General features: G+C 67.5%; 17 protein-coding genes. 15 read left to right on the forward strand and 2 right to left on the reverse strand.

All coding sequences use genetic code 11. The annotated features are described in order from the left end of the window. Positions 1 to 1,058 precede the first annotated feature (1,058 nt). A complete protein-coding gene (locus ACH35V_RS40780; protein ID WP_395980254.1) occupies positions 1,059 to 1,841 on the forward strand; it encodes a class I SAM-dependent methyltransferase in 783 nt (260 codons plus the stop codon). A gap of 56 nt (positions 1,842 to 1,897) precedes the next feature. Here the strand turns inward: ACH35V_RS40780 and ACH35V_RS40785 are convergent, their stop codons facing one another. Further along, positions 1,898 to 3,058 carry a type III PLP-dependent enzyme gene (locus ACH35V_RS40785; protein WP_395980255.1) on the reverse strand — a complete coding sequence of 387 codons (1,161 nt, stop codon included), beginning with the start codon at positions 3,056 to 3,058 and terminating at the stop codon, positions 1,898 to 1,900. A 20-nt stretch (positions 3,059 to 3,078) separates the two neighbouring features. Then, complete coding sequence (locus ACH35V_RS40790) at positions 3,079 to 3,846, reverse strand: GntR family transcriptional regulator (RefSeq protein ID WP_395980256.1); 768 nt, start codon at positions 3,844 to 3,846, stop codon at positions 3,079 to 3,081. Positions 3,847 to 4,822: 976 nt separating this feature from the next. On the opposite strand from ACH35V_RS40790, the gene ACH35V_RS40795 reads away from it, so the two are divergent. The 14 genes from ACH35V_RS40795 to ACH35V_RS40860 all read left to right on the forward strand — a co-directional run bounded on the left by ACH35V_RS40795 (position 4,823) and on the right by ACH35V_RS40860 (position 10,846). Next, positions 4,823 to 5,206: a hypothetical protein gene (locus ACH35V_RS40795; protein ID WP_395980257.1), complete on the forward strand. Its 384-nt coding sequence runs from the start codon at positions 4,823 to 4,825 to the stop codon at positions 5,204 to 5,206. Beyond that, positions 5,203 to 5,403 (forward strand): hypothetical protein, encoded by a 201-nt coding sequence (locus ACH35V_RS40800; RefSeq protein ID WP_395980258.1) that lies wholly within the window; start codon positions 5,203 to 5,205, stop codon positions 5,401 to 5,403. Before ACH35V_RS40795 ends, ACH35V_RS40800 begins: the two co-directional genes overlap by 4 nt. Before the next feature lie 88 nt (positions 5,404 to 5,491). Then, positions 5,492 to 5,635 (forward strand): hypothetical protein, encoded by a 144-nt coding sequence (locus tag ACH35V_RS40805; RefSeq protein ID WP_395980259.1) that lies wholly within the window; start codon positions 5,492 to 5,494, stop codon positions 5,633 to 5,635. 119 nt (positions 5,636 to 5,754) lie between these two features. Beyond that, positions 5,755 to 6,078 (forward strand): hypothetical protein, encoded by a 324-nt coding sequence (locus ACH35V_RS40810; RefSeq protein ID WP_395980260.1) that lies wholly within the window; start codon positions 5,755 to 5,757, stop codon positions 6,076 to 6,078. 379 nt (positions 6,079 to 6,457) lie between these two features. Further along, positions 6,458 to 6,838: an RRQRL motif-containing zinc-binding protein gene (locus ACH35V_RS40815; protein ID WP_395980261.1), complete on the forward strand. Its 381-nt coding sequence runs from the start codon at positions 6,458 to 6,460 to the stop codon at positions 6,836 to 6,838. A 39-nt stretch (positions 6,839 to 6,877) separates the two neighbouring features. After that, on the forward strand, positions 6,878 to 7,303 hold the full coding sequence (locus ACH35V_RS40820; protein WP_395980262.1) for a hypothetical protein: 426 nt from the start codon (positions 6,878 to 6,880) through the stop codon (positions 7,301 to 7,303). 91 nt (positions 7,304 to 7,394) lie between these two features. Beyond that, positions 7,395 to 7,700 (forward strand): hypothetical protein, encoded by a 306-nt coding sequence (locus ACH35V_RS40825; protein WP_395980263.1) that lies wholly within the window; start codon positions 7,395 to 7,397, stop codon positions 7,698 to 7,700. 43 nt (positions 7,701 to 7,743) lie between these two features. Next, the gene (locus ACH35V_RS40830) at positions 7,744 to 7,998 is read left to right on the forward strand and encodes a hypothetical protein (protein WP_395980264.1); all 255 of its coding nucleotides are present in this window, start codon (positions 7,744 to 7,746) and stop codon (positions 7,996 to 7,998) included. A gap of 97 nt (positions 7,999 to 8,095) precedes the next feature. Beyond that, positions 8,096 to 8,428, forward strand: a complete 333-nt coding sequence (locus ACH35V_RS40835; RefSeq protein WP_395980265.1) for a WhiB family transcriptional regulator — start codon at positions 8,096 to 8,098, stop codon at positions 8,426 to 8,428. After that, positions 8,425 to 8,634 (forward strand): hypothetical protein, encoded by a 210-nt coding sequence (locus tag ACH35V_RS40840; protein WP_395980266.1) that lies wholly within the window; start codon positions 8,425 to 8,427, stop codon positions 8,632 to 8,634. Before ACH35V_RS40835 ends, ACH35V_RS40840 begins: the two co-directional genes overlap by 4 nt. Before the next feature lie 69 nt (positions 8,635 to 8,703). Next, the gene (locus ACH35V_RS40845; RefSeq protein ID WP_395980267.1) at positions 8,704 to 8,976 is read left to right on the forward strand and encodes a hypothetical protein; all 273 of its coding nucleotides are present in this window, start codon (positions 8,704 to 8,706) and stop codon (positions 8,974 to 8,976) included. Next, positions 8,960 to 10,198 (forward strand): hypothetical protein, encoded by a 1,239-nt coding sequence (locus ACH35V_RS40850; protein ID WP_395980268.1) that lies wholly within the window; start codon positions 8,960 to 8,962, stop codon positions 10,196 to 10,198. The genes ACH35V_RS40845 and ACH35V_RS40850 overlap by 17 nt, the downstream gene beginning before the upstream one ends. 78 nt (positions 10,199 to 10,276) lie before the next feature. Then, the gene (locus ACH35V_RS40855) at positions 10,277 to 10,465 is read left to right on the forward strand and encodes a hypothetical protein (RefSeq protein ID WP_395980269.1); all 189 of its coding nucleotides are present in this window, start codon (positions 10,277 to 10,279) and stop codon (positions 10,463 to 10,465) included. Positions 10,466 to 10,687: 222 nt separating this feature from the next. Beyond that, a complete protein-coding gene (locus ACH35V_RS40860; RefSeq protein ID WP_395980270.1) occupies positions 10,688 to 10,846 on the forward strand; it encodes a hypothetical protein in 159 nt (52 codons plus the stop codon). Positions 10,847 to 10,894 lie beyond the last annotated feature (48 nt).

Here is a 10,894-nt window from a genome sequence, read left to right on the forward strand (position 1 = left end):
GGTCGACCGGGCTCAACGATCACGCACGGCTGAGGCTCGTGATCGGCTCCACGGTCATCCCGGCGCTTCGGCTTCGCGAGTTCCTTTCCGTTGAAGCGGGGGGTGGCGGGGCGCTCTTCCTACAGCATCGTCTGTCGCGTGGAGGCGTGCCCGCCGATCTCTTGCTCGTATTTTTGCGCGCCGCGCGGGGGGCCGCATGGTGAACGCCGTATTACATGTCTGATCAGCGTCGTTCAGTGAAAAAATACCACCTGGAATTTACTCATTTGGTTCGAGTGCGACGTTTTGGACAACTCCTCGAACACTTGTCAAGGCTCCTGTGAGGTGCAGAAATCTTCGCCGATCGCCCCAAAGCGCCCGCACTTTGACCAGGATGCGAGGTCTGCAGGGCTTCGCGAGCGAGTCTGTGACAGACCTCAAAGTCGCCGCGCCTTGTCAAGGGTCTGGGCCACAATCGGCACAGTTCCGTCACCGAAACCTTGCCCCGAGTATGCTGCTGGCCCTTCTGAAGCATGACCTCCCGGTCATGTCTAATGGTGGGCCCTTGGAGCGCACACAAAGCTCTCCGCGCCAGCAGTCGACCGGTGCCGGCCTTGCCCCGTCGCCCGCGCTCAAGCGGAGGCGGAGGGGCCAGCCGCGTCGGAGGCGCGTGCCGCCCCGGTTCTCGGGCCGCCTTGAACCTATACAGGAAGTCTTCACAAGTTCGGTCGAGCGGCTGCAATCTCATCAAAGCGATCCCATGAAAACCGTGACCACAACAGGGCCCACACGTGTCCGATACGCTGTGAGCCTGGTCTTTCCGCAGGTCGAACACTGCAGGTGACCGTAAATCACTGCGTCTGACCGCACGTGAGCAACCTTCGTCGCTCCCACCTCACTCCCATCCCGGGGTCGCTCGACGATGGGCGGATGCCGTACGTCCGGGCCGGTCGGAAGGGGGTGAGGCGGGGGGCTGTTGAGCCGTCGAGCACGGCCGTGCGAGACGCGTCGCCCCCCAGGTCGGCGCGAAGCGTAGCGTAGATCCGGCGCCAGGCGCCGTCACAGGAAAGGAATGAACCATGTCCGTGAGCGGATTCGCTTCGGTTGAAAGCGTCTGGCGTGATCGCCTGGGCATGCTGCCCAACACTGTCAGGCAGCGGCTGGTGGCTGCGCAGCTTGACGCCCACCTGCCGACACTCCCGGCGACCGTCTTGGACGTTGGCTGTGGACAGGGCACGCAGGCCCTGAAGCTCGCCGAGCGTGGGTACCAGGTGACGGGCCTAGATCATTCATCCGGGATGCTGGCCGACTTCGGGGACGCCCTCGCTGGACGGCCCTCGCATGTTCGGGACCGTGTTCGTCTGGTTCACGGGGAGGCGGAACGGATAGCCGAGGTTCTGCCCGGCGAGACCTTCGATGTTGTGCTGTGCCACGGCGTCCTGATGTACCTGGCAGACCCGGTCCCTCTGCTGCGTGCGACGGCGAACGCGCTCAATGAGGAGACGGGCGTGCTGTCCCTGCTGGTCCGGAACGGTGATTGTCCCGCGCTCTATCCGGGACTTCGTGGTGACTGGACGGCGGCTAAGGCCGCCTTTGGCGCAACGGGCTACCGCAATCGGCTTGGAGTCGAAGCGCGAGCGGACCGGTTGGGTGACCTGACGAACCAACTCGCTTCTGTCGGGCTGAGAATCGATGAATGGTATGGGGTGCTGACGTTCACGGAGTTCGCTGCAATGGAAGCCACGGTACCGTCAGACGAGCAACTCGCCGAGATCGTTGCCTGCGAAGAAGAGGCTGGCCGCACCGACCCATACCGAAGTATCGCCGCCCTCCGGCATCTGGTGGGAGGACTCCGGCAATAGCGTTCAGAAATAGGAAGGCCCTAGCCGCTTACGGCTAGGGCCTTCCTATTGCGGCTCTAATTGCCCAGATAGTGAAATACCGGCTTCGGGTGCATGAGGAAGTCGTGGTGTGAGATGTTCCAGGCGTAGGCGCCAGCCATGGAGAAGGCGATTAGGTCGCCCACTGCAATGCGGTCGATGGGAACCTTGCGAGCGAAGACGTCCTTCGGGGTGCAGAGCTGGCCGACTAGGGTCACTGGCTCGCCGGTGACTCTGGGGCCCTCGCTGTCGCGGTGGAGCACGGTGAACGGCTGATTGTGCTGCTTGGTGACCGGAGTTCGGATGTGCATGGTGCCGCCGCGAAGTACTGCGTACCACTGGCCATGAGCCTTCTTCACGTCCAGAACCTCGGTGACGTACCAGCCCGCGTAGACACTGATGGCTCGGCCGGGCTCGATTCGCAGTGTCTCGCCCGGCACGGCGAGAGCCGCAATGCCAGTCGCGTACCGCTTCCAGTCGAAGCGGGTATCGGGCGCCGCATAGTCAACGGCCATGCCGCCCCCGAGGTTGAACTCCCGTGGCCCGCGGTGCCCGATCTTGTCGAGCCATGCACGTCCCCATTTGAGGATCTCAGCGGACTGGGCCACCATCGCAGGGGCGTCCAGGCCAGAGGCCAGATGTGCGTGAATGCCGTGCAGCCGGATCTCAGGGGAGGCGGGCAGAAGCTCAGTGCAAGACTCGATGAGTTCTGGGTCCATGCCGAATGGGCCACTCATAGCCAAAGCCACACCGCTGCGGTCGCCAGCGAGGTTGAGACGGAGCATGACATTGACCTCACGACCTGTCGAACGGGCGATGCTCGCCAGTCGGGACAGTTCATAGGGGCTCTCGACGTGAACGCGCTCGGCACCTAGCTTCAGCGCCAATTCAAGTTCACTGTCGGTCTTGCCGGGGCCGCCAAAGGCCAAGCGTGCGTTCGGCAAAGCTTCGTGAACGTGCGCCAGCTCGCCGCCGGATGCAACCTCGATGCCATCGACGTAGGGAGCCAGCGTGCGCAGAATTGGCGCGTCTGGGTTGGCCTTGGCGGCATAGAAGATCTCCGGTGCTCCAGGGACCGTGAGCGCTGCCTTGACCTCGGACGCGTGCTCGCGGAGTGCGTCCAGGTCGTACAGGAACGCCGGTAGTTGTGCCTCAGCGGCGAGCTTGCGGGAGTGGTCTTCGACGAGTCGCGTGATCATGTTGCGGTGGTCTCCGGATGTCAGGTGAGTGGGAACTCGTACTGAGCCGTCAGGTAGTGCGCCGGGGCGACCGAGATGGTGACCTCGACGGCCTGCCCCTCTGCGGTCATGCCGACGTGCGTGATCTCCACGACGGTGCGTTCGGGGCTGATCTCCAGTGCGTTCGCTTCGGCATCGGTGGGCATGCGGCTGGGGACGATCTCCTCCCGGGCTGAGACCTGGGGATAGCCGAGATCAGCGAGTGCGCTCTTGACGCCACCGACGATCACAGGCCCGTTCTCTTCCAGAACCGTGCCTCCGGCGATGCTGAGGGGGAACCAACTGGAGTTGATCCGGACCGGGATGTCACTGGCCAGCAGCCGCCGATGCCGTACTAGGCAGTTGGCTTCTCCGGCTGGCAGGCCCAGAATGTCGGCGACGTTCGGCGGTGGCTCGGCGTGCTCGGTGGTGATCTCGTGCTGTGGCTCCAGGCCGCGGGCACGTATCTCGGCGTCGAATGCGCCGCGGGCACCCTTCGCTTCACGCGTGCTGCGGTCGTAGCGAGCGGGGGAGTGAAGCATCGGCGGGAGCCAGGTGACCATGGTGCCCCGTCCCTGCCGTGGGCGAACCAGGCCCTCAGCAGCGAGTACCTGCATTGCTCTGTTCACCAAGCTACGGGAAGCGCCGTACCGCTGGGCCAGCTCTGGCTCGGGAGGCAGGACGGATCCCGTTGGGTACCGACCTCCGATGATTTCTTCGCGGATCTTGGTGGCGATCTCGCGGAACCCGTGCCGGTCCACGTTGGGCATCTAGCTGCACCTTTCTGCTGCCTGCTGGCTTCTTAGGTCTACCTAACCAGACAAGATGGCGAACGCCAAACGATTGGCGTCGCTTGACAACCTTGCGCAGTGGGCGCATGCTAACCAGCGTCAAACATCAAACGTTTGGCGTCTGCGGTTGAGTGACTGCGGAACAACTTCACACGGCATCGGTGCCTCTGCCCTCTGGGCGTCTGGGTTGACGAGTCATGAGGTCCCTGGACTGGCGCTGGATGTCACCCGAAACGTCTGTAGCACTTGCGCTGCCTGTCCCGTGCGGGGGCGTCGCGTCCGATCTGGGCACGTCGGTCTCGTGCGGGGTGGGGAAGGCAAGAGCCGACATCAGGAGGGCCCACCCATGCGGCATAACGGGAAGCCGATCATCCTCGCCAGCTCCCTGCCCCCGAACCTGATCAGTCTTTCGGAGCGCAGTTGTGCGCTGGTCGCGTGCCCGGAGTGCGGGAACTGGAAGTCGATCAAACGCGGAATGATCACGGCGCACCGAGGCCCGCACGTGCCGGGCGCTGACGCCTGGCCGGCCGAGTTCCGACCGTCGCCTCCGCGGTGTTGCGGAAGTGGACAAAGGGTGCGGGTCGACCTGTCGGTCGCCGAATGGCGAGAGCGTCTCGGCGACGCTGGCCGGGAGGCGGGTCGACGCCGTGAGACGCGCGTGTTGCCGCGACCGAAGCCGCCCGTCCCGCGGGCCGTCGTCCAGATCGCCGCCCGATAACCCCCTTCACGACGTCATGCGCCCCGGCCTGGTCCAGGCCGGGGCGCTTGTGCTCTGTCCGATCCGACCGAAATGGAATCCCCGCACCCTCTGGGAGGCATCGTGAACCTGCCCGACGACTGGATCTGCCCGTCCATAGAGCGATGCCTGTGCGGCTCCATCTGCGAGGCGCGCGAGGCATGGACAGCGCGGACGAACCGGCCTCCTTCCCCGGAGATTTCAGTACGGAGCCAGATGATGTCTGAGTCCGCGCCCACCGGCGACCTGCGCGACCGGCTCGCCGAGGCCCTCCTCGCCGAGACCTACCCGTACGGCTACGGGGACGCGCGCGGCGATGTCCTGGACGTTGCCGACGCCGTCCTGCCCGTCGTCGAGGCGGCGCTCGTTGCCGCCGTGGCCGAGGAGCAGCAGAGGGCCGACGACCGCCGCACCGAACTGCTCGAAGAGCGGGATGAGGCGCTCGCCGCCGTCGAGCGGGTGCGGGACCTGTGCGCGCGGATGCGGTCTCACCCGTACACCCGCAAGGCAGCCGACCGCATCGAGGCCGCCCTCGACAAGCCGGGAGCGGCTCCGAACACGCCGACGTCGGACGGCACCTTGACCAGCTGGGCCCGGTGGTGAGCGCGCCACGGCCCCGGCTGGTCAAGGTGCGGCTGTCCGGCGACGCCGATGACGTGGCGGCGCTGGCCGATCTGCTGGCTGATCTGCCCGGCGACCGGTGCGCGGTCGGTGAGGTATCGGCCCCGTACCCGAACCGGCGGGACAGCGGCGTGCGCCGCTACCTCGACGTCGTGCTGGCCGCCCCCGCCGAAGGCTGAGGGGCCCACAGAGTTCCCCCAAAGACCCGGGACGCCCCCACGACCAAGCAGCGGCGTCCCGGGCTCCTTACAGGAAGGAAGCCACATCATGACCTACCTCCGTTTCCTGCGCCACGTATGGGCGGTCGTGACCGGCCAGGACTGCCACATGTGCGGCGGTGGCGGGACCCACCCCGGCGGCAAGCAGTGCGGAGTGTGCAACGGCTCCGGCAGTTGCCCCGGCGGACGCTGACCTCCCTTTCACCTGCACGCGGCCCCTTGGCCGCACCCTCCGCGCGCCGTCAGGCCCGCCCCGACCACGGGGCGGGCCTGACGGCGTTGCGGCACCTGTCCCGAAAGGACTCCCTGCCCATGAACCGCATGCCCGCCCGACCGCCCGCCACGCTCGCCGCCCGCACCCTCGGCACGCAGCCCGAGCCCGCGGCCGGGTTCTACGTCTCGGTGCGCACCAGTGCCCGAATGGCCGAATCGGCGCTGGCGCTGGGCCCGTTCACCGACCGGGACCGCGCACACGACCACGTGGCGCTGGTGCGCGCGTACGTGGCGGCCCAGCACCGGGGCGGGGAGTGGTGGCGGTTCTCGATCGCCCGCGTGACCGCCCGGCCGGGCGAGGCGTTGCCGGCAGGGACCTTGAACGCCCTCATCCCCGCGGCCGGTGACGGGTTGGCCGCCTAGCAGGAGCTGACCCCGAGTCCGGGCGGCCCCACCCCCGCCGCGACAGATGCTCGCGCGGGGGTGAGGCCGTCTCACCCGGTGCCAGACGCCCCGGACCCCTCGTCATCCGACCCCCGACACCAGGGGGAGAAGGGAGCGCTGCGCGCGATGACGATCCCAATTTCGATGCCGGTCGCGGCGATCGGCCCGCACCCCATACCGGCTGGTCTAACCGACCCGACCGGCGCCCCGACCGGCGCCGGAACGGGCGGGTGCTCCAACTGCGGAAGCGTGCGCAGCGTCCGGATGCTGCCCAACGGGCGGCACCGGTGCGGATGCGGACACCGCTGGACCCCCACGACCCCGCACCCGGCCCCGCCCACGACCGGACATTCCGCCGATGGCACGGCGTAGCTCCGCGCGGTTTTGGGACCCGCGCGGGGACCGGTACGGCATCCCCACCTACCCATGGCGGCTGGCGCCACCGCACCTGGCCACGCGCCGCCAGCTCGCCGCCGACGGGCTCCGCCCCGGCGGACAAGACGTCGTCGCTCAGGTGCTCTGGTACCGGTGCCGCGGGCTCGGCGTGGCCTACCTGTACGACCGGCGGCTGGCGCTGCCCAAACGCACCCCGACCCTTGCGCAGCACGCCGCGCTGACCAAGGCCCTGGCCGCGCGGCGGACCTGCCCACGCTGCCGCACCGACGTTGGTTACGTGCTGCGCAAGCGGCTGGGCTGTTGCTGGGCCTGCGCCACCGAGTGGGAACGCGACTCCGCATAGCCACCACCCGGCCACTTCACCCTGGAAGGACGACCACAGATGATCGAGATCAGGGCGGACGAGCACGACCGGCCGGTCACCGCCGACGGCCCGCACAATAACGAGCGGACCCGCGCGGTCGCGGCCGGGATCGACGCCGCGTTCCGGCTGCTGAACTACGCCACCATGAGCACGAACGGGCTGACCTACCCCAGTGACGTGTACAGCGTGCTGGGCGAGCTGTCGGCCGCCGTTTCCAAGCTGCCGCAGGCGCTGCGGCAGATGGCCGAGTTCATCGACGGCCAGGTGACCAGCGGCCAAGCCCGTGAGCACCCGGACTACGGCCGATACGGCGGCGACGCCGACGCCGCCTCCCGGGCGCTGACGAGCGTGACGCGGGAGGCGTCCGCCGCCGCGACCAATCTGGACCGCCTGCTCAGCAAGGCCCAGTCGACCGTCCGCGGCCTGGAGGCCGCCGACGACTAAACACCCGAACCACTCACCGCGCGGGGACCGCCGGGGCAACGATGCCTCGCCGGTCCCCGCGCCGCATCCCGTAGGAAGGGACCACCAACCGATGACATCGGAGTACCACGGAAAGATCACCAGAATCGTCCGCGACGCGACCGAGGCGTTGCACGACGACGACACCGGCGTCCTGAGCATCTTGCGGACACCGTCGTTCAACATCGTCGGGCGCGACTCCTGCCACGCCGAGTACATCACGGTGAACGGCGAATACGGGCAAGTGTGCACGGGCCTGCGGGACCGCCGGTTCTACATCCGCGGCCCCCACGCGCACCGGACCGACGCCGACGACAGCGTCCGGTTCCACCCCACGATCGAGTCCGCGCTGTCGGAGGCGATGGGGCGGATCTCGTGAACGCCTCCGCCGTCCTGCCGGCCCCGTTCACGCCGGTGTAGCCATGCACATCCTCAGCGCGGGCAACAGCCCTGCCGACAAGCAGATCGCTGTCGACGGCCGCTGGTTCACCAACCTCGGCCCGGTCTACGACGGCCACCACGCCAAGATCTGCGACTGGTACCTGTTCTTCCACGACGGCTACTGGTACATCGGCCAGGTCGCCGAGATCGGCGACCACGGCCACCAGGTCCGCTTCATCGGCGACCTGCGGTGGATGCCGGTCAGCGGGATGGCAGCGCTCCAGACGCCCCGGTGATGCCACAGGCACGGAAGCCGCGTCCCGCAAGCCCGCCCCGCCCCATCAAACGCCGGACCCGACCCGGTCATGCCCTCTCCCGACTAGGAGATCCGCTATGCCTGCGCCTCGCCACCGCCGCAACCGCGCGCACCAGCCGTGGGACGACCCCGGACGCGTGAACCTGCGCCTGGAAGTTCCCGCCTGGACCAAGGACGCGCTGTGCGCCGAACTCGGTGTCGAGGTGTTCTTCAGCGAGGGCGGCACCGGTGACCACATCACCCAGCTCGCGAAGCAGGCATGCGCGGCCTGCTCTGTCCGCATCGAGTGCCTGGAGTGGGCGTTGACGTTCGAGCAGTGGCAGGACCGCTACGGCGTGTTCGGTGGCACCGGCCCGAGGGAACGTGCCGCCCTCCGCCGTGAGCGCGAGCGGCCGGAGGCGGTCGCATGACCGAGTACTTCGCGATCATCACGATCAGCAGGCCAACCAACAACGGTACGGGTGCCATGCAGGGCACGTTCACGTGCACCATGCGGGTCGGCGCGGGCACCACGCGGTCCGCAATCTACGAGCACGTCCTCAAGACGATTCCCCGCCAGTTTCAGGGCGGGAACGTCATGTTCTTCAGCGCCGAGCCGAACCGCGCGCCGCACTGAGATCAGCCGGACAGGTTCCTTTTCCCTTTGGCTTTTCTGGGCCGAGAACCTTTTCCCAGGGAGACGACAATGACCATCAATTCCGTGTTCACCGCCGCCGATCTGGACCTGATCGCGCGGGCTCTGAATGCGCGGGCCGATATCTACGCCCGGGTGGCGGGGATGGCGGTCACGGTGCCCGACTACGAGATCGCGTCCCGGGCCACCCGCCGGTACCGCGCCCTGGCCAAGCGGGTCTGCGCAGCCCACAACGCAGCCCACAACGTGCCCCGCACCGCGCCCCCCAGCAGCCCCGGATTCCTCCTGGAAGGAGCACCGGACCCCGATGGACAGCATGGATGACAGGGCCGACTGGCCGACCAGTCCCCGCGAGGACGGCCCTGATGATGACAGCCGCGGCGAAGCCCGGCCGGAAGACACCGACCGCGCGGCGGCCGGCCTGCCCGGGGTTGGGCGTATCGCCTTGAGCAAGCGCGGCGAGCTGGCCTGCAAAGCCGTTCTGGTCGTGGTGGGCGCCCTGTACGTGGTGCTCATGTGGGTGTCTTACACCAACGCCCGGACGGCGCTGCTGGAGGCCGGGGAGCCCCGGCATCTGGCGGAGTTGCTGCCGATTGGCTTCGACGTCGCCGGCACGGTGCTGGTGGCGCTGTCGCTGGTGCTGGCGGTCAAGGAGTCGCGCGGCCAGTTGGTCACCCGGCTGTACGGGATCGTGCTGGTGGTGATCAGCGCCGGGATCGGCGCCTGGTACGGGCGCACGGTCGGCGGCGGCTGGTTCAGCTGGTTCGTGGCCGCGCACGCCCTGATGGCGGTCACCCTTGCGGTGTTCGCCGAAAGCGTGGCCTGGCTATTGCGGGCGCGGATCGACGCCGCTATCGGTGTGGAACGCGTCCCGATGGTGCTGTGCCTGACCAATCCCGGCGCGTGGCGGGAGGCGAACATGTACCGGTTGCGGCACCGTTCCCCCGTTTCTTCCGCTCTGGTGCTGCGGTCCGAGAAGATCAAGGCGGTTTCCCGGGTGGTGGAGGCAGCCCAAGAGGATGCCGGGTACAAAGGCGCCAAAGCCAAAAAGGTGCGGGCGGCGATCATGCGGGCGTGCCGGGAGGGCACGCTGCCCGTCGAGGCGATCGAACGGGCCTGCGAAACCGGCCTGGACGAGACCGCTTCCCGCCGCCTTCTGGTCGATGCCGCAAAGGCGATGATGGCCAGCACCGCGACCGACGCCATTTCCGGGAGAGACCCCCTGGCCGAACTGCTCGGCAGCCACGACCAGAAAGCGGCGGGAAAGCTTCCAGAAAGCGCCACGCTGGATGTGACCTGGGGCGATGCCAGCCCTGGGAAAGATCCGGGAAAGATCACAGAAACCGCAGGAAAGATTCTGGAACGGGGTCACAACGTCAGCGACGAGCGTATGTCGAGCATCGTCGCTGAGGTCGAGCAAGCCTCCGGCAAACCCATGAAAGTTTCTGAGATCGCGTACGCGCTGAGCATCAGCACTGCCAGAGCGGCGGCCATTCGGAAAATCACCCCGAAAGCCATCGAGAACGGCAGTGGACGACACCGGTAATCCCTCCCCAAGCGACGGCAGGCACGGAACCGGGTGAACCGCGAGCATGCCACCGTCCCCCAAGCCATCTGGAGGCCTATGGAGAAGATCAAGACCCAGGTCGTCAACGGCCAGGATCTCCGCCAAGGCGACGTTCTCGCCTCCGGTGATGAGATCACCGACGTCCACCACGACCCGGAAGGCACCTGGATCGAGACCTTCCAGGGGAACTTCGGCTACGCCGACGGCCAGACCTGGCGAGTTCAGCTCCCCAGGCCGCCGCGCTGATCACCCAGCAGCGCCTCAACCGGCGATAAGCGCCTAATCCGCCCGGCATCGAGGCGCTGACCGCACAACCGCTCACCAAGCCGACCAGGCGCCCCCAGGGCCGCCTGGCCTTGTCTCGTGTCCCGACAAATGACCGGGCGGGCTTTCGTGCCCGCCCGGTCATTTCGTGCTGCACAGAAAAAGAAGTTCTCTCCGTCACCAACCCAAAAAGGGGATCTTGTGATGTTCAAACTGCTCTGGCTGCCGGTGTTCTGGCTCTTCGCCGCCATCGTCGCCTACGAGTGGCACCTCAACGGTGTCTTCCTGGTCGTCGCGCTCGCCGTCGGCACCGGTGTCGCGCTGTGGGCGACCTCCGGCGACAACGAGGAGGGCAGCAAGTAGATCGCTCATGCACGGCCACCGTCGCGGGGGGGGGGGGGGGGGGGGGGG

The organism is Actinomadura sp. 1N219, from assembly GCF_044326405.1.
Lineage (GTDB): Bacteria > Actinomycetota > Actinomycetes > Streptosporangiales > Streptosporangiaceae > Spirillospora.